The following is an 18,863-nucleotide window of genomic DNA, read 5'->3' as shown; positions in this document are numbered from 1 at the left end:
TCAATCGATTGCGTAAATATTTTTTATTACATTGCGGCGCATTAACAAAATATACACTTAAAATTGAGACATACATGTGTGGAATTGTAGGATACACAGGTTATCGTCAGGCGTATGGTATCGTCATTGACGGATTACAAAAGTTAGAATACCGCGGTTATGACAGTGCTGGAGTGGCACTGCATAAAGGTGAGCAGATCGATGTTTACAAAAAAACAGGTAAAGTCGCAAACTTGGAGGAGTTTGTGTATGGCAAAGATCTACAGTCGACCACAGGGATAGGCCACACCCGTTGGGCTACCCATGGTGAACCTTCTGATCGGAATGCACATCCGCATTATTCCAACAGCGGACGTATTGCGATGATTCATAATGGCATCATTGAAAACTATGCTTCCTTAAAATCAGAATTAATCAATAAAGGTTATACATTTAAAAGTGATACCGATACAGAGGTTCTGGTCAACTTTATCGAAGAGATCCAATTGCAGAATGAATGCTCTTTAGAAGAAGCGATTCGTATTGCTTTGAAACGGGTCGTAGGGGCCTATGTGATCCTTGTATTGGAGGCAGGTCATCCGGATCGTATTATTGCAGCACGTAAAGGAAGTCCTTTGGTGATTGGTATCGGTAAAAATGAGCATTTTTTGGGTTCAGATGCTTCCCCGATGCTAGCATACACCAAAGAAGTTGTTTACATCAATGACTACGAACTGGCCATTATCACTCCGGAGGAGTTGATCCTTAAAAATCTGGGTAATGAGCGCATCACACCGTATGTCCAAAAATTGGATCTGGAGTTGTCGGCTATTGAAAAAGGTGGCTTTGATCACTTTATGTTGAAAGAGATCTTCGAACAACCGCAAACGATCTTTGACTCCATGCGTGGACGTCTGGATCTGCAATCCCATCAGATTACATTGAGTGGCATTGAAAAATTTGCGAATGAGATCAGCAATACCAATCGCATTGTGATTGTTGCCTGTGGTACGAGCTGGCATGCCGGACTTATTGCAGAATATGTTATTGAGGAATTATGCCGTATTAATGTAGAAGTTGAATATGCGTCGGAATTCCGCTACCGTAATCCGGTTATTCATCCGGGGGATGTTATCTTGGCGATTTCCCAAAGTGGTGAAACGGCTGATACATTGGTTGCATTGGAAAATGCAAAAAAACAAGGCGCTATCATATTGGGTGTTGTCAATGTTGTCGGATCTTCTATCGCCCGACTTTCGGATGCAGGTGCCTATACACATGCTGGACCAGAAATCGGTGTGGCGAGTACAAAAGCTTTTACGGCACAGTTGACTGTATTGAACCTGATCGCCTTAAAGATTGCTTCTTTGAGAGGTTCGATCAGCGAAGAACGTTATCAAAAACTTGCACAGGAATTAAACGAGGTGCCTGAGAAGGTCGAGTGGATTTTGGATACGCAGGTTGATAAAATCAAAGCCATTGCCAAAAAGTACAAAGATGCCCGAGACTTTCTTTTCTTGGGTAGGGGGTATAATTTCCCGGTTGCACTGGAAGGTGCGCTTAAACTCAAGGAAATTTCCTATATCCATGCCGAAGGTTATCCTGCAGCAGAAATGAAACATGGTCCTATCGCATTGGTTGACGAGAACTTGCCGGTTGTTTTTATCGCTACAAAAGATGCTTATCACGAGAAGATTGTTTCAAATATTCAGGAGATCAAAGCGCGTAAAGGAAAGATTATATCGGTGGTTACCAAAGGCGATGCTGTTTCAGAAAATCTATCGGATGATTTTATGGAAATTCCGGAGGCCGATGAGATCATTGCTCCATTGATTTCGGTTGTACCATTGCAACTGCTATCGTATTATATTGGTGTAGAGCTAGGCTTGGATGTGGACAAACCACGTAACCTGGCGAAGTCGGTAACTGTAGAGTAAGGAGGCCGATGAGTGTATTGAAGAAGAAACCTTTGGAACATCTGGGCTATGGATTTATCCCAGATGAGTTTATTCCAGCAGGACAGGACGAATATACCCTGCGCTTTCAGCAAAACCCGCGTAATGACTACCGTGATCTGACGGAAACAGAGGTTCAACAGTTGATTAACAATGGAAACTGGTCCAGCGACTGGTCCAAGGTTAAGGTATCGGAAGTCTTTGATCCGAATCAGGTTCAGCACTGTAAATTCTATGGTCTGGTCCGTATCGGCAATTTGAGTCCGAGTTACCTGGATTACCGCAATTTGCAGCTCCCCATTGGTCTGTATCATTCGACGATCATCAGTTCGGACTTTGGCGACGATATTGCTGTCCACCATGTGGGGTACTTGTCCTACTTTATTGTTGGTAATGAAGTGCTGTTGAGCCAGATCAAGGAAATGGAGACCGGTAGTACAGCCAAATTCGGTAATGGTATTCTCCGTGATGGTGAAGAGTCAGAAAAACGGATCGAGCTGGAGCTCTGCAACGAAAATGGTGCCCGTTCGGTTTACCCTTTTGATGGCATGCAGGCTGCAGATGTGTACCTATGGACCCGCAATCGACATGATCATGCTTTACAGCAGCGATTTGGAGAACTGACTGATCAGAAATTTGGAGGTCAACGGGGTTATTACAGCCAGATTGGCGACCGTTGCGTCATCAAAAATACGTTAACGATCAAGAATGTCAAGATCGGGACTGATGCCTATATCAAAGGGGTCAGCAAGCTGAAAAATGTTACCGTCAATTCCTCGCAGGAATCGTATACGCAGATCGGTGAAGGCTGTGAGCTTGTTAATGGAATTATTGGCTATGGCTGTCGTATATTTTACGGCGTTAAAGCTGTACGTTTTATCCTGGCATCCTATTCGCAGTTGAAATATGGCGCGCGTCTGATCAACTCTTATTTGGGCGACAACTCGACAATTTCCTGTTGTGAAGTGTTAAATTCCTTGATTTTTCCAGCGCATGAACAGCACCATAACAACTCGTTTTTATGTGCGGCATTGGTGATGGGCCAAAGTAATATGGCTGCTGGAGCAACCGTAGGATCCAATCACAACTCCAGAGCTGCGGATGGTGAAATTATTGCGGGACGTGGTTTTTGGCCTGGTCTCTGTGTGAGCCTAAAACATAACTCCAGATTTGCGTCGTATTGCCTTATTGTAAAAGGGGATTTTCTGCATGAACTGGATATCAAGTTGCCTTTTACCTTAGTGAGCAATGACGTACAACATGATCAACTGGTCTTGATTCCGGGGTATTGGTTTATGTACAATATGTATGCTTTGGTACGGAATGCCAATAAGTATGCGGCGCGAGACAATCGACATTTCAAAAACCAATATTTTGAATACGATATGTTGGCACCGGATACGGTGAACGAGATGTTCGAAGGGATGGATATGCTGGCCTTGGCTGTGGCAGATAGTCTCCACACTGCAGTTGGGAAGGATAAGCAAGAACGTATTGTTGCCGGCCGGGCACTGCTTGCCAACAACATGGACCTGAAAGATCAGACAATTGTGCTGCAAGGAGCCGAAAATTCACGCAGACCGACTGTTATTCAGAAGGTTGGCGAGGCTTATCATTTATATCGTTCGTTTATTAAATACTATGGTGTACTGCACCTGATGGATGCCCTAGAGGAAGGCCTGTCACTGCAGGATATTATTGGAGCCTTATCGGGTAGATCGCGTACGAGCTGGGAAAATATAGGTGGACAGCTGATCGAAAGCAATGCCCTGCAAACTTTCCTAGATGACGTCAAATCAAAAAAAATAGATTCATGGGATGATATTCATGAATTCTATCATGATAAAAGTAAAGCATACCCCTTAGATAAACGTGAACATGCACTCTTGTCTTTAATAGAAGTCTTAAATTTGGAAGGTATGGTTTTATCAACAGATAAAATTGTATCTTTGTTGGATCAGGCGCTTGGACACCGGATCTGGATTGGTGAACAGATTTATAAATCCCGTGCCAAAGACTACAATAATCAGTTCAAAAACATGGTTTATGCCAATGATGAAGAACGTGATATTGTGGTAGGAAAACTGGAGGAAAATTCTTTTATCAATCAACAACAAAAAGAATTAGAGATATTTAAGATAAGGGTTGCTAATTTGAAAGGGCAATTTTAAAAGAAAGGCTTCCGCTCGGAAGCCTTTTCTTTTTTTGTGAATGACGTATTAGCGGTCTTGACAGTTGGTAATGTCCGAAATGTGGCGCTGTAGATTCTTTTTCTGCGATAGGAAGAAGTGGTGAAACTTTGATTTCTTCCTGCGCTGTGAAGCACATCGCAGGTCCTTAGTCGTTGATCTTATCAAGTGGTTTGCGCTTATTGTCTTTGATTTGCTTAAAGTGGCTTGGCGTCAATCCGGTTACTTTTTTGAATTGATTGCTTAAATAAGCAACACTGGAGTAATTGAGTTTATAGGCAATTTCACTCAAGGTAAGTTCATCGTAAACCAATAACTCTTTGACATATTCAATTTTCTGGCCGATGAAGTATTTTTCGATAGTTATGCCTTCAACATCCGAAAAAAGATTGGAGATGTAGTTGTAATCATGGTGCACTTTCGTGCTGATGATTTCGGAAAGATTAAGGGTGGTATCGTTATGTTGATTACGGATAAGATCCAATACGACATGTTTTACCTGTTCGATGATGACGGTTCTTTTATCGTCAATGAGTTCAAAACCAAGTGCCGAAAAATTTGAGGCAAGTTGCTTGCTCTCCGCTTTGGTCAGCTCTTCTTCAATCTCAACCTGGCCCAAAGAAATATGCTTAACATGGAGATTGAGCTTAGCCAATTCATTTTCAACAACCATAATGCATCTATTGCATACCATATTCTTTATTGCAAGTTTCATATATCAATTATTACTGATTTAAGTCTGCATCCAATGGTATTCATGAATGCTTCGTATGTTGTCTTTTTTGATCCTATGGAATATCCTATTGATTTGATGCAGGTGTATTTAATTCTTGGATGCTGTGATGTGGTCATCGGTATTTGTGTTTATCACATTGGATATTCCATCGGAATTATTTTAAATACAAGTTACTAATGTAAACTCAAAAATCGATAATTTATTAGACATGGGGTTGTAATATTTAGGGTTTATCTTGTAGTATTTTGAAAACCGTGTGTGGAAAAAAAAGGACGGAATGGCTGATCGGCCAGCGGATGAGCGTAATGGGCGTAATGGGCGTAATGGGCGTAATGGGCGGGCCATTCGGCGCTTTAGCCTTGAGGTCGTTAGGGGTATGTTTCAGTCAAGAGTTATTTTAGTGAAGTCTTTATTCCAGTAAAGTCCTTATTTCAGTTAGGGATTTATTTTAATAGCTGTGCCTATCGGAACAGCATCAAAAAGTTCGTCAATCTCTGCGTTTGTAAGTGCCATACAACCGAAAGTCCAGTCCATGTGGCGCTGCAATTTACCGATAAAGCCTAGTCCGTTTCGAAGTCCGTGGATCTTGATGTCGCCACCGACATCTTTTCCTAAACTTTTGGCGTGGGCAATATCCTGTTCATTTGGGTAGGAGACCCCCAGGTTTTTGTGATAGCTGCTATATTGATTTTTATCGTTGATTGTGTAAAGCCCTTCGGGTGTTTTTAAATCGCCTTCAAATTCTTTGGCGCCCAAAGGTTGGCCGCCCAATGAAATACGGTAAGACTTTAGGAGCTTTCCCTTACTATAAGCCAATAGTGTTCTTTTTGATTTATAGACGATAAGCTTGTCTACTTTGGCATGCTGATCCAACGTTGGTTCTGGATAAAGATTATAGCCTATCAGGCCCAGGCAGAGTAAGACGAGGAGGCTGATTACTGTTTTTAAAACTATTCGACGATTTCTTGGTCGCTTCATCTCGGAGATTGTTAGCTAATGAATAAAATGTTTGGACCGAGTGCCTAACCTAGGGCCCTGCACTCGGCCTACTCATGTATTTTGATGCTGCCGCCTAGAATTCGCGGTCAACATCTTTGTCGCCACGTCCCGAGAGGTTCACAATAGCGACTTTGTTTTTGTCTTTTAGAAATTTCATCGCAAGGGCAACAGCATGGGATGATTCAATGGCCGGAATAATACCTTCCAGTCGGGAAAGTAGTTTGTAGGCTTCAATCGCTTCTGCATCTGTCACAGGGTGGTAGTTTGCGCGATTGCTATCTTTTAGCTGGGCATGTTGTGGCGATATCCCCGGGTAATCAAGGCCTGCAGACACCGAGGTTGATGGAATCGGGTTGCCCTCATCATCGACAAGGCAGTACGAAAAGGTTCCCTGGAATACGGTTGGTTTGCCAAAAGAAAGTGTCGCAGCTGTTTTTGGATAAGTTCCGGTGCCACCGCCTTCGCCACCATGAATTTCGACCTCATGATCATCGAGAAAACCCGAAAATAAGCCAATAGCATTTGATCCGCCACCTACACAGGCGAAGATGCTGTCCGGAAGGCGCCCTTCCTGATCAAGTATCTGCTGGCGTGCTTCCTTACCGATAACGCTTTGAAAATAGCCGACCATTTTTGGATAGGGGTGCGGGCCAACGTGCGATCCCAGTAGATAATAAGATGTTGGATTTTCAACGTAATACATCAAGGCCGCATCAACGGCATCCTTCAATGTACGGCTACCTAAGTTGGTCGTTACAACTTCGGCGCCCAACAATTCCATACGTTTGACGTTCAGGGCCTGGCGTGCGGCGTCGATTTCGCCCATAAATACTTTACAGGGGATGTTTAACAATGCCGCCGCTGTTGCTGTTGCAACACCATGTTGACCGGCGCCAGTTTCGGCAATGATCTCTGTTGCTCCCATCTGTTTGGCCAGAAGAATTTGACCGATACAGTTGTTTATCTTGTGGGAACCAGTATGGTTGAGATCTTCCCGCTTTAAATAGATTTTGGAACCGATATAATCGCTTAAATTCTTGGCGTAGTATAAAGGTGAGGGACGACCGACATAATGTTTTAAGATCGCAATAAACTCTTTCTGAAATTCTTCTTTTTGGACATGGCTATCGAAAAAAGCAGCCAGTTTATTTAATTGCTCTTCCAGTACCGGGGGGATATAAGATCCGCCGTACGCTCCATATTGACCATTGTATTGAAGCATCTTTTCGTTTGCTTCGACAGATGCTGCTTGTGTTAGACTCATTTTAGGCTTAAGTTTCTTGTTGTAAAAGGATGTATTATTTATTGAAGCCTAATATAGTAATCTTTGCAGGTATTGAAAAAAAAACAAGGCATCTTTTCTAGAAAAGATGCCTGTTAAATCGTGTATTTGCAAATAAGGGCATATTGCGCCCTGTTTTAAGCTTTGGTTTTCCGGAAGATAAAGTATAAACCCACCAAAATAAAAGGTATACTCAGCAATTGACCCATGTTTAAAGCCATGCTTTGCTCGAAGGCTTCCTGGTCAATTTTAAAATGTTCCAAAACCATACGTGCACCAAATAATAAGACTAGGAATATGCCAAATAATTGACCTTTTTGGCGATTGGGATTCGATTTGAATAGGGAACCGATGATAATAAAGATCAAAATATAGGCGATTGCTTCATAAAGCTGTCCCGGATGGCGCGGTACATTGTCGACACGTTCGAAGACAATAGCCCAAGGTAAATCTGTAGGGGTACCAATTATTTCAGAATTGAAGAAGTTTCCGATACGGATAAGTGCACCGGCAATAGGTACTACGACAACCAATCGGTCCGCTAGCCATAGAAAGTCAGTTTTTGTTTTTCTGCAGAATAAATATAACGCGAGAATAATGCCGATGGCGCCGCCGTGAGAAGCCAAACCTGCAAAGCCCGTGATATGAAATCCTGTTTTATCCCATTTAAATGGAAGGAATATTTCAAGTATATGATCTTTGTAATAGTCAAAATCGTAAAATAGGCAGTGTCCTAATCGAGCTCCGATCAAAGTGCCCAGAAAAATATAAATTGAAAGCTGATCCAGCTGTTCTTGTGTGCGGCCTTCCTTTTTGAATATACGCAACATGATAACGTATGAAACAAAAAACGCTAATAACCAGCATAAGGCATAATAGCGAAGGGCAAAGGCGCCAAAGTTGAACATTTCCGGGTCAATATTCCAATGTATTGCACTTAATATTGAATTCATAAATTTTATAGCTGTTTAAATTACTTTGGAGTAAAGATAAGCTTTAATCTCATTTTTTATTCCTACAATTTGTTTTTAAATATAATATCATTGGGCTGCGAACTTAATTGATTCATCGTGAATGAAATATTGTCTTTTGCTGATCCTTTTTACTAAAATAAGGGGCTATGATCTAAAATAAATTGCGCAAACAATATTTCAAAAAACATTTTTACTTTTGCATTTCATTGAAATTTTCATATTTTGACGAAAGTAAATAGAAAAGGAAAAGATGGCAGAAAAAAACAAGAAAAAAGAGCCGAAGCACAACGCGGTTGTGACTAAAGATTCGCTTTCATTTTTTGAAAAATATATCAATAATGCTTCTCCTACAGGATTTGAGTGGGAAGGACAGCGACTGTGGTTGGATTATTTGAAGCCTTATGTCGATGATACATTCGTCGACAACTACGGTACAGCTGTAGGGGTAATCAATCCAAAAGCGGAGTATAAGGTCGTTATAGAGGCGCATGCGGATGAGATTTCTTGGTTTGTCAATTACATTACCAAAGATGGGCTGATCTATGTGATTCGTAACGGTGGTTCGGATCACCAGATAGCACCGTCTAAGCGCGTGAATATCCATACGGAAAAGGGTATTGTCAAAGCTGTTTTTGGCTGGCCTGCAATTCATACACGTTCGGGAGAAAAAGAAGAAAATCCTTCGTTGAAAAATATCTTTTTGGACTGTGGTTGTAGTACCAAAGAAGAGGTTGAAGCCCTGGGTATACATGTGGGCTGTGTTATTACTTATGAAGATACATTCTCTATCCTCAACGACCGTTATTATGTTGGGCGGGCTATGGACAATCGTGCCGGTGGTTTTATGATCGCTGAGGTTGCTCGTTTGCTAAAAGAGAATAAAAAGAAATTGCCATTTGGATTATATATCGTAAATTCGGTGCAGGAAGAGATTGGTTTACGTGGAGCCGAAATGATTGCAGATCGTATCAAACCGAATGTCGCTATCGTCACCGATGTGACACATGATACACAAACTCCGATGATCAATAAGATCACGCAGGGAGATCTGTTTTCAGGAAAAGGCCCTGTATTGTCTTATGCTCCAGCGGTTCAGATCAATCTGAATAAACTGTTGGTTAAGGTTGCTGAAAAGAATAATATTCCTTTCCAGCGTCAGGCTTCCTCTCGTTTTACAGGAACTGATACGGATGCATTTGCCTATAGTAATGGTGGTGTACCGTCGGCATTAATTTCTTTACCGCTCCGTTATATGCACACAACGGTTGAGATGGTACATAAAGAAGATGTTGACAACGTGATCAGATTGATCTATGAAACATTACTGAATATTGAGAACGGACAGGATTTTAGAACATTTACAAAGTAGAATTTAAGAATATATTAACTTATCATTAGAATTATTATGGAAAATAACCAAAATCAAAACGAATTGAGCATTGAGTTGACAGAAGAAGTAGCAGAAGGAATCTACTCAAATCTTGCGATTATCACTCACTCTAATACTGAATTTGTGGTTGACTTTATCCGTGTGATGCCAGGAGTGCCAAAAGCAAAAGTGAAATCAAGAATCGTTTTGACTCCAGAGCATGCAAAACGCTTGTTAGGTGCATTGGTTGATAACGTGAACCGTTTCGAAGCATTAAATGGCCCGATTAAAATGGATGCAGGTATTGCGGAACAACCACAACAAGGTGGTGATCCTACAGTTGCATTTCCTTTCGGAACGCCACAAGGTCAAGCATAGTTGATCGCAGCTATCATTGAGATATCGAAGCGCCAATTGAACATTGGCGCTTTTTTTATGTCCTTAATTTTAGCAAAGTCATTCCGATACTCCGATTCGGTCCATGTATGAAAAAGACGATTGGCCTAACCGCCTGTTAAGGTATAAGATCATCAAGATCTATATTAAAATTGAAAGATCTGCATACCAGGTAGTACCTATTATCATTTCTTAATCAATGTTTAGACAGTAATAAGTCGGTGCTTGTTCAGTCTTCACTGAGCAAGCACTGAACGAGCACTGAACAATCACTGAACAATCACTGAGTAAGCACTGTTTAAAATATAAATAGAGATGCCATCTAGTATTCGCTTGTTGCCTATTGCTAGTTTTGGACTTGGCCTTTACTTTTACTAAATTTAAATAACTAATTTCAAAAAGGAGATTTATATGGATATTCAAGTGCGTAACTTGACAAAGAAGGATTATGTTGATTTGAAAAAATCGATGGAACAGGCGTATGATGGTGTTGGCGAAACCTGGTCAAAGGAAAATATTCAGGATTTGATAGAATTATTTCCCGAAGGGCAGTTATGTGTGGAGATTGATGGACATGTGGTCGCTTGTGCCTTGTCGATTATCCTGAATTCAAAGAAAAATAATATTTACGATAGTTATTATGATATTATCGATGACGGTAAATTTACCAAACATAGTAATGATGGCGATACGCTGTACGGGATAGAAGTGTTTGTTCATCCGGCACATCGGGCCTTACGTCTTGGACGCCGTCTCTATGATGCACGGAAGGAGCTATGTGAACAGATGAACCTCAAATGTATTGTTGCCGGGGGGCGTATTCCCAATTACCATAACTATGCGGATAAAATGAGTCCGCGGGTTTATATCGAGAAAGTCAAACGTAAGGAGATCTATGATCCGACGCTGACCTTTCAGCTTTCGAATGATTTTCATGTCAAAAAAATACTTAAGCACTATCTGCCCGAGGATGCTGAATCGATGGAGTTCGCTACTCTGTTGGAATGGAATAATATTTATTATGAGTCAGAGACGCGCTCCATTTCGACGACCAAGCAGACGATCCGTTTGGGACTGGTGCAATGGCAGATGCGTTTATTTGATAATCTAGAGGCATTTTATGATCAGATCGAGTTTTTTGTGGATACAGTGAGCGATTATGGAACAGATTTTATTATGTTTCCTGAATTCTTTAATACGCCGTTGATGAGTCCGTATAATGATCTTCCCGAACGCTTGGCAATGGAGAGGCTTGCGCAGCATACTTCAGAGATTATTGATCGCATTCAACAGTTTGCCGTTTCCTACAATGTCAATATCATTGCAGGGTCGATGCCTTTGATGGAAAACAAAAAGCTCTATAATGTTTCCTACCTCTGTCATCGCAACGGTAAGCTGGATGAGTTTAAAAAAATTCACATCACCCCTAATGAATTTAAATATTATGGTATGGTGGGCGGAAGTGAGGTAAAGGTGTTTGACACCGATTGTGGTAAAGTGGGACTGTTGATCTGTTACGACGTAGAGTTTCCTGAACTGAGCCGTATTTTGGCCGATCAGGGGATGCAGATCCTATTTGTGCCCTTTATGACGGATACCCAAAACGGATACATCCGGGTGCGTACCTGTGCGCAGGCTAGGGCGATAGAAAATGAATGTTATGTGGCTATTGCAGGCTCCGTGGGCAATTTGCCGCGTGTGAATAATATGGATATACAATATTCGCAGTCCGCTGTTTTTACCCCTTCGGATTTTGCTTTTCCCAATAATGCCATTAAAGCTGAGGCGACACCGAATGCCGAGATGGTGCTTATTGCCGACGTTGATCTTTATGCCCTGCGAGACCTGCATGAGTACGGTACCGTTAAAGTCAAGAAGGATAGAAGGAAGGATTTGTATGAAGTGAAACTTTTGAAGTAAATTTAAATACTCTTTTAATCTCTTAAAATATGATACAAAAAGTCAAATGGGGGACGTTATCCATGGTCTTAATGCTGATGTCATGTCAGTCAAATAAGAAAAGCGATACTGCTCGGGAGGTCCGCACAAATTTTTTTGATGTCTCAGGCATGGATACCACCGTGAATCCAGGAGATAATTTCTTCCAATATGCAAATGGAAGCTGGATGAAAAATACCCAGATCCCGGCTTCTGAAACTGGCTGGGGTTCATTTTATATTCTTGCTGATGAAAACCTGGCAAACCTGAAATCTATTTTGGAGGGTGCGGCGAAGTCTGACAACAAAAAAGGTTCCGATCAGCAAAAGGCCGGCGATTTCTATGCGAGTGGTATGGATACGGTGACGATTGATAAATTGGGCGCGAAACCGATCGAAGGGGCTATTCAAAAAATCAATGGGCTGAAAAGTATTGATGAATTGATCGCTTATGCTGCGGATGGATTTAAGGAGGGTGATGGGGATCTTTTTACATTTTATGTGGCCGCAGATGACCGGATCAGCACTAAAAATGCATTGCAATTTTTCCAGGGAGGACTCAACCTGCCTGAAGCAAGTTATTACTTGGATCAGGATGACAAAGCGAAGAAAATCCGGGAGGCCTATGTTGCATATCTGGTAAAATTATTCGGGCTGATCGGCGAAGGGGCAAATGCACAAAAGTCGGCGGAGGAAGTACTGCGCTTGGAAACGGAAATTGCCAAATCGCATGCTACACCGGTGGAATTGCGCGATCCCATCAAAAACTACCATAAATTTGCGGTACAGGAATTTCAGAAGCAAACGCCAAACCTCAATTGGAAAGATATTTTGCAACGTTTGGATGTGAAGACCGATACCATTTTGGTACAGCAGCCCAAATTTTATCTTGCGCTAAATAATTTGTTGAAATCACAGTCTTTAGATAGTTGGAAGACAAAACTAAAAGCAGATTTAGCGAATGCTTCTGCGACGGCACTGAGCAAAGGTTTCAGGGATGCAAAGTTTGAATTATTCGGAAAAACCCTAAATGGACAGAAACAGGAGAAGGAGCGTTGGAAGCTGATGGTGAGCTCGGCCGACGAGAACCTTGGCGAGATTGTCGGAAAGTTGTATGTGGATGAGTATTTTAAACCCGAAGCGAAAAAACGAATGCTCGAATTGGTCGACAATTTGCAAAAAGTCTATAGAAGCCGTATCGAGAAATTGGACTGGATGACACCTGAAACCAAAAAGAAAGCGATTGAAAAATTGGAAGCATTTACCAAAAAAATCGGCTACCCGGAGAAGTGGAAAGATTACAGTGACGTGGAGGTTGCCAATGATACCTACTATGCCAATTTACAGTCTGCTGCAAAGCATGCCTATAAAGAAATGGCGGGTAAAATCGGCAAACCGGTTGACAAGGCGGAATGGCTGATGACAACTCCTACGGTGAATGCCTATTACAATCCACCCTATAATGAAATTGTATTCCCGGCCGGCATCTTGCAGTTCCCATTCTTTGATGCCAATGCGGACGACGCGATCAATTATGGCGCTATCGGTGCCGTTATCGGACACGAGATGACACATGGCTTTGATGATCAGGGACGTCAATATGATAAAGACGGTAACTTGAACGATTGGTGGACAGCAGTGGATGCGAAACAGTTTACGGAACGCGCCAATCAGGTAGCGAAGTTGTATGGTGGCTTTACGCTGTTGGACAATCAACATGTAAACGGTGAGCTTACGTTAGGTGAAAATCTGGCGGATATCGGCGGTTTAAATATTGCCTATGATGCTTTCAAATTAACCAAACAGGGGCAGGGGCAGGATAAAATTGATGGCTTTACACCAGATCAACGTTTCTTCCTGAGTTTTGCCCAAGTGTGGCGCGTAAAGAGCAGCGATGAGCGCATGCGGTTACGTTTAAAAGTTGATCCACATAGCCCCGAACAATTTCGGGTAAATGGTCCCGTATACAATATGGAGGCCTTCTATAAAGCATTTAATGTACAGCCTACGGCAAAAATGTATGTAGCACCTGAGAAGAGAATTTTGGTTTGGTAAGCGAAAACAGGGGTGAACAGCATTGTCCCAATACGGATTAAGACAATGCTGTTCAACTGATAAGTTTAATTGGAAACGAAAAAGTAAATTTGTCTTTGAATTATGATAAAAACTGTTTACTTTTGCCCTTCATTTAATAACACATTTAATTAATTAACAATGTACGCAATAGTAAATATAGCAGGACAGCAATTTAAGGTTGCAAAAGACCAGTTCCTTTTTGTACACCGTTTACAAGGAGATGAAGGCGCTAGTATTGAATTTGACAATGTATTGTTAGCAGAAGACGGTGGTAAATTTACCATTGGTACACCTAGCGTTGCTGGTGCAAAAGTTTCGGCTAAAATTTTGTCTCATTTAAAAGGCGATAAAGTTATCGTTTTCAAGAAAAAACGTCGTAAAGGCTACAAAAAGAAAAACGGTCACCGTCAACAATTTTCTAAAATCCAGATCACTGGTATTACGTTATAATTGAATTTTTAATCAGACAAATAGTCTTAAATTAAGATAAAGAAATGGCACACAAAAAAGGTGCGGGTAGTTCTAAGAACGGCCGTGAGTCACATAGCAAGCGTTTAGGTATCAAAATCTTCGGTGGTCAACAAGCAATCGCTGGTAACATCATCGTACGCCAACGCGGTACACAACACAATCCTGACACAAACGTTGGTATTGGTAAAGACCACACATTGTTCGCTTTAGTAGACGGTAAAGTAGTTTTCCGTAAAAAAGCTAACAATAAATCTTATGTATCTGTAGTTCCTACAGAACAAGCATAAGGTTTTGCAACAATATAGGAAAGGCATCAAGAAATTGATGCCTTTTTTTGTTGTTTATAGTTGTAGCTACTGTTCCGATGTGCCTGCTATCAGGTGATGCTGGAGCAGCATTGCTGGCGGCTCTGCGGAATTGCTACCTATTATACTAAATTTATCGGGCTTGGTACTGAGCTTTTTAAGCTTTTTGAGCTCTTTAAATTGTTATTTTCTGTTAAATGTAACCGCTTTGGTACAATTTTTATAAAGGATAGGTGTTTTTAAGACAATAGGCGAAGCATTCGTAAATATCGGTGGATGCATGCACGATTGAATAAATACTTACATATGAAATACAACAAGTTTGGATATGGGTTGTGTGCCGGGTTATTTGCCTGTTCATTTTATTCCTGTAGTTCGATTTACATGCCTAATGTACCTTCAGCGCCGATGTTTACAGAAGCTGGCGAGGTCTATGTTTCCGGCAATATCAATACAAAGGCCAATGTATCGGCCAACCTGGGGGTAGCTGTAACTGATCATGTGGCTGTCATTGCCAATGGTTCATATGTCGATAATAGATCCAATATCAAAGACTATGCGCAAAAGATGGGCGAGGCGGGGATAGGTTATTTTACACGCTTTGGTAGAAAGAATAATCGTGTATTTGAGGTTTACGGGGGCTATGGGTTGGGTAATACCAGTGTGGTTGATAAGCGTTCGTCGACGATGGGACAGGCCGTTGTAGAAACGAAGGACATGGATTTTGACAAGGTGTTCGTACAGGTGAACTTTTCATCGGAGAAAAAGGATGCCCTGAAATTGTTTGGCAACCGGCATGATATCGATTACGGTACCATCATCCGGCTGAGCAATATGCGTATGAAAAATTTTGCTGTTGATGGTCTTCCGGCAGAGAAAGAAGATAATATGCTTATTGAACCCGTATTTTATACAAGAATGGGGTTAGGGAAAGGATGGAAGCTGCAATATACGAACGGTATGGTATTCGGTTTTAAAAGTAATACCTATTTAAAAGCAGGGTACCCATTGTTTACACTGGGAGTTTTATATAAATTTGGAGGAAAATAGTGGCTATGAGCAAGAAAATTTTATTTGGATGTTTGGTTCTGCTGGGTTTGTTTATTTCCGGCTGTGGTGTGAATCGACAAAAGGCACAGATCGAAAATTTGGCGAAATGTAAATTCGATGTGGAATCGGTAGATAGTATTCGGTTGGCCGGAACATCATTGCAACGACTGATCAGGAATAATCAAATTGACCTAGGTGCCGCGCCGAGCTTGGCATTGGCCTATTTGCGGAAAGATATTCCATTGGATGCAGTTATCCGACTTAAAATTGATAACCCGACGCTCAAAAAAGCCTCTATTAATAAGTTCCAGTATATCATTCTTTACGGCGGGCAGCAGCTTGTGGAAGGGATTGTGAATCAATCATTACAAATAGAGCCCGGAGAATCTACAGTGGCCAATGTGCGTATAGCGACCAATATCTATGATTTGTTAAAGAATTCGGACCTGCAGGATTTTTTAATGTCAAGCGATGAGAATAAAAAGGGAATATTTACGTTAAAAGTTAAACCTTCTATCAATATCGCAGGGCAGTCGGTGTTCTATCCGGGGTATATTACCATAGATAAAGCGGTAAGTCGTAAGATTCTGCTTTAGACACAGGCATGCTGTGATAAGATATCGGGGTTTTCCATGAAAATGGAAAACCTTTTTTATTGATCTTGATTTTCAGGCGAATTAAGCTCCCCGAGGATCCTAATCAGCATCGTGCTAAATCGTTATTACGAATGGACTATTATGTTAAGAATTAAACTGTAATAAAAAAGTTATAGTGTCAAAGTGTAAAGTATACACCTTATTTTATATTTTAGTCTCTAATTACAAACCTAAATATGTTAAAAAGAATCTTTATTCCTGTTTTATTATTTGCTGGCCTGCACGCTATGGCTCAGAAGACGTTCGAACCGTATGAGCAACCCATTGAAGGAACCAATCTGACGTTCAAAATGCTAGCAATCCCTGGTGGTAGTTTTAAAATGGGAACTACAAGCGGCGGGAAAGAAGATGAAAAACCTGCACATGAGGTGAAGTTGGACCCATTTTGGATGGGGCAGTATGAAGTAACCTGGGATCTCTTTGAGCCGTTTCTGTATAAAGATTATGAGATCGCAAAGAGTAAGGATGGTAAAGTATCCAAAGAGATTGATGCCGTTACTCGACCTACAAAACCCTATTTGGATATGACTTTTGGTTTTGGAAAAGAAGGACACCCGGCCTTGGCGATGACCCATTACAACGCCATCCAATTCTGTAAGTGGTTGTATGTCCGTACGGGTGTATTTTATCGTTTACCAACAGAGGCTGAGTGGGAATATGCAGCTCGAGCTGGTTCAAAGACAACTTATTTTTTCGGCGATCAAGCAACGCAACTGGCAGATTATGCCTGGTTTAAAGATAATGGTGAACAGAAAACACATATTGTAGGACAGAAGAAACCGAACCCTTGGGGTCTTTATGATATTTATGGCAATGTTGCTGAGTGGACTTATGACCAATATAAGGCCGATAGTTACAATGAAGGTAAAGGCAAAGTATTGAACAACCCTGTAGTTGTTCCAACGACCCTGTATCCACATGTTGTTCGGGGTGGTGCATTTGATAGTTCCTCGGAGGATCTTCGTTCGGCGGCTCGTGGAGCTTCAGATCCGGTATGGAAACAATTGGATCCGCAAGTGCCCAAAAGCAACTGGTGGTTTCCGGAAGCACCGTTCGTAGGAATGAGGTTGGTAAGACCTGTTAATCCGCCTAGTCATGAAGAAATTATGGCTTATTATGATAAAAAACCAATTAAAGATTTTTAAAAATAAAATAATCAATATAAAACTGTTATGGAAAATCTAGAAAGAAGAGATTTTATTAAAACTTCTGCTGTAGTGGCCGGTGGTGCAATGTTGAGCTCGTTACCTTTATCGGGTGCCTATGCTGCTGGTTCGGATGTTATCAAAGTTGCTTTAGTGGGCTGTGGGGGCCGCGGAACTGGCGCTACTTTTGATGCGTTGAGTTCAGGAATGAATATTAAGGTTGTCGCTTTGGCTGATGCCTTTAAAGATAATTTAGATAGTACATATAATACGCTTAAAGAGAAATGGCAAGATAAGATTGATGTAAGCGATAATCACAAATTTGTTGGATTTGACGCTTATAAAGATGCAATCCAATTGGCAGACGTTGTTATTTTGGCAACGCCGCCAGGATTTAGACCTACACACTTCGAGGAAGCAATCCGTCAGGGTAAACATGTATTCATGGAGAAACCTGTCGCAGTTGATATTCCAGGTGTACAACAGGTATTGCGTGCAGCTGCGGAAGCTAAACGTAAAAAACTGAATGTTGTCGTAGGCTTACAACGTCGTTATCAAACCAATTACCGTGAAGCTATCAAACGTATTCACGAAGGTGCGATCGGTGAAGTTACCTCTGGACAAGTTTATTGGAACTCCGGTGGTGTATGGGTACGCCCACGTAAACCAGAGCAAACTGAAATGGAGTACCAAATGCGTAACTGGTATTATTTCAATTGGTTGTGTGGCGATCATATCGTTGAGCAGCACGTGCACAATATTGATATCGCCAATTGGGTGAAAGGTGCTTATCCCGTATCGATCCAAGGTACAGGGAGCAGAGCACACCGTACCGGCAAAGAGTATGGTGAAATCTATGATAATTTCGCATTAGAACTAACCTATGCTGACAACAGTGTTGTTTATAGTCAATGTAGACACTTTGAGGGTATACATAACCGTGTAGACGAGCAATTCCAGGCAACAAAAGGACGTGCTTATCTTTCTGCAGGTGGACAGGCTGTATTGTACGATTGGAAAGGTAAAGAGATCTATCGCCATGATGCCAAGGGCAATCCAAATCCTTATCAACAAGAACATAAAGAACTGTTTACAGCAATTTCGAAGGGCGAATATAAATTTGATAATGCAGAATATGGTGCTTATAGTACGTTGACCGGTATTATCGGGCGTATTGCTTGTTATACTGGTAAGGTGATCAAATGGGATGAAGCCTTGAAATCTACCATCAAATTGGGGCCAGACGTACTTGCTTGGGATGCTAAACCAAAGTTACTTCCGGATGCAGAAGGTTTTTACCCTGTAGCGATGCCTGGTCAAAACACAAACCTATATATTTAAGTT

The 18,863-nt window shown here is 41.4% G+C and carries 17 protein-coding genes; 13 read left to right on the top strand and 4 right to left on the bottom strand.

Going from position 1 to position 18,863, the window contains the following annotated elements:
• Nucleotides 1-74 precede the first annotated feature (74 nt).
• Both glmS and ACLCDV_RS15530 read left to right on the top strand, forming a co-directional pair.
• Nucleotides 75-1,916: a glutamine--fructose-6-phosphate transaminase (isomerizing) gene (glmS, locus tag ACLCDV_RS15535; protein WP_201668914.1), complete on the top strand. Its 1,842-nt coding sequence runs from the start codon at nt 75-77 to the stop codon at nt 1,914-1,916.
• An 8-nt stretch (nt 1,917-1,924) separates the two neighbouring features.
• Nucleotides 1,925-4,105, top strand: a complete 2,181-nt coding sequence (locus ACLCDV_RS15530; protein WP_411971576.1) for a DUF4954 family protein — start codon at nt 1,925-1,927, stop codon at nt 4,103-4,105.
• Nucleotides 4,106-4,271: 166 nt separating this feature from the next.
• Here ACLCDV_RS15530 and ACLCDV_RS15525 read toward each other — a convergent pair whose 3' ends face one another.
• A complete protein-coding gene (locus tag ACLCDV_RS15525) occupies nt 4,272-4,838 on the bottom strand; it encodes a helix-turn-helix domain-containing protein (protein WP_120334066.1) in 567 nt (188 codons plus the stop codon).
• 277 nt (nt 4,839-5,115) lie between these two features.
• Between ACLCDV_RS15525 and ACLCDV_RS15520 the strand changes: the two genes are divergently transcribed.
• Entirely contained in the window at nt 5,116-5,280 is a 165-nt protein-coding gene (locus ACLCDV_RS15520) for a hypothetical protein (protein ID WP_411971575.1), read from the top strand.
• A gap of 14 nt (nt 5,281-5,294) precedes the next feature.
• Here the strand turns inward: ACLCDV_RS15520 and ACLCDV_RS15515 are convergent, their stop codons facing one another.
• From ACLCDV_RS15515 to lgt, 3 genes are all read right to left on the bottom strand, one after another.
• Nucleotides 5,295-5,837 carry a L,D-transpeptidase family protein gene (locus ACLCDV_RS15515; protein WP_411971574.1) on the bottom strand — a complete coding sequence of 181 codons (543 nt, stop codon included), beginning with the start codon at nt 5,835-5,837 and terminating at the stop codon, nt 5,295-5,297.
• Nucleotides 5,838-5,931: 94 nt separating this feature from the next.
• Nucleotides 5,932-7,122 carry a tryptophan synthase subunit beta gene (trpB, locus tag ACLCDV_RS15510; protein WP_411971573.1) on the bottom strand — a complete coding sequence of 397 codons (1,191 nt, stop codon included), beginning with the start codon at nt 7,120-7,122 and terminating at the stop codon, nt 5,932-5,934.
• A 155-nt stretch (nt 7,123-7,277) separates the two neighbouring features.
• Nucleotides 7,278-8,093 carry a prolipoprotein diacylglyceryl transferase gene (gene lgt, locus ACLCDV_RS15505; RefSeq protein ID WP_336835804.1) on the bottom strand — a complete coding sequence of 272 codons (816 nt, stop codon included), beginning with the start codon at nt 8,091-8,093 and terminating at the stop codon, nt 7,278-7,280.
• Between the two features lie 271 nt (nt 8,094-8,364).
• On the opposite strand from lgt, the gene ACLCDV_RS15500 reads away from it, so the two are divergent.
• The 10 genes from ACLCDV_RS15500 (at nt 8,365) to ACLCDV_RS15455 (ending at nt 18,860) form a co-directional block, all read left to right on the top strand.
• On the top strand, nt 8,365-9,483 hold the full coding sequence (locus ACLCDV_RS15500; protein ID WP_088161775.1) for a M42 family metallopeptidase: 1,119 nt from the start codon (nt 8,365-8,367) through the stop codon (nt 9,481-9,483).
• Nucleotides 9,484-9,519: 36 nt separating this feature from the next.
• Nucleotides 9,520-9,861, top strand: coding sequence for a DUF3467 domain-containing protein (locus ACLCDV_RS15495; protein WP_317666016.1), 342 nt, complete (start codon nt 9,520-9,522; stop codon nt 9,859-9,861).
• A 429-nt stretch (nt 9,862-10,290) separates the two neighbouring features.
• Nucleotides 10,291-11,799 (top strand): carbon-nitrogen hydrolase family protein, encoded by a 1,509-nt coding sequence (locus ACLCDV_RS15490; RefSeq protein ID WP_120334070.1) that lies wholly within the window; start codon nt 10,291-10,293, stop codon nt 11,797-11,799.
• Nucleotides 11,800-11,828: 29 nt separating this feature from the next.
• A complete protein-coding gene (locus ACLCDV_RS15485) occupies nt 11,829-13,871 on the top strand; it encodes a M13 family metallopeptidase (RefSeq protein ID WP_411971572.1) in 2,043 nt (680 codons plus the stop codon).
• Nucleotides 13,872-14,030: 159 nt separating this feature from the next.
• A complete protein-coding gene (gene rplU / locus ACLCDV_RS15480) occupies nt 14,031-14,342 on the top strand; it encodes a 50S ribosomal protein L21 (protein ID WP_028068281.1) in 312 nt (103 codons plus the stop codon).
• Between the two features lie 44 nt (nt 14,343-14,386).
• The gene (gene rpmA, locus ACLCDV_RS15475) at nt 14,387-14,650 is read left to right on the top strand and encodes a 50S ribosomal protein L27 (protein WP_046672918.1); all 264 of its coding nucleotides are present in this window, start codon (nt 14,387-14,389) and stop codon (nt 14,648-14,650) included.
• Nucleotides 14,651-14,974: 324 nt separating this feature from the next.
• Nucleotides 14,975-15,718 (top strand): hypothetical protein, encoded by a 744-nt coding sequence (locus ACLCDV_RS15470; RefSeq protein WP_411971571.1) that lies wholly within the window; start codon nt 14,975-14,977, stop codon nt 15,716-15,718.
• A 5-nt stretch (nt 15,719-15,723) separates the two neighbouring features.
• On the top strand, nt 15,724-16,314 hold the full coding sequence (locus ACLCDV_RS15465) for a hypothetical protein (protein WP_075992892.1): 591 nt from the start codon (nt 15,724-15,726) through the stop codon (nt 16,312-16,314).
• Between the two features lie 236 nt (nt 16,315-16,550).
• Nucleotides 16,551-17,519, top strand: a complete 969-nt coding sequence (locus ACLCDV_RS15460; protein WP_317666022.1) for a formylglycine-generating enzyme family protein — start codon at nt 16,551-16,553, stop codon at nt 17,517-17,519.
• A gap of 27 nt (nt 17,520-17,546) precedes the next feature.
• A complete protein-coding gene (locus tag ACLCDV_RS15455; protein ID WP_411971570.1) occupies nt 17,547-18,860 on the top strand; it encodes a Gfo/Idh/MocA family oxidoreductase in 1,314 nt (437 codons plus the stop codon).
• Nucleotides 18,861-18,863 lie beyond the last annotated feature (3 nt).

It is taken from the genome of Sphingobacterium sp. Lzh-3 (assembly GCF_046764375.1).
Lineage (GTDB): Bacteria > Bacteroidota > Bacteroidia > Sphingobacteriales > Sphingobacteriaceae > Sphingobacterium.
This window is presented reverse-complemented; position numbering and strand designations above follow the sequence as displayed.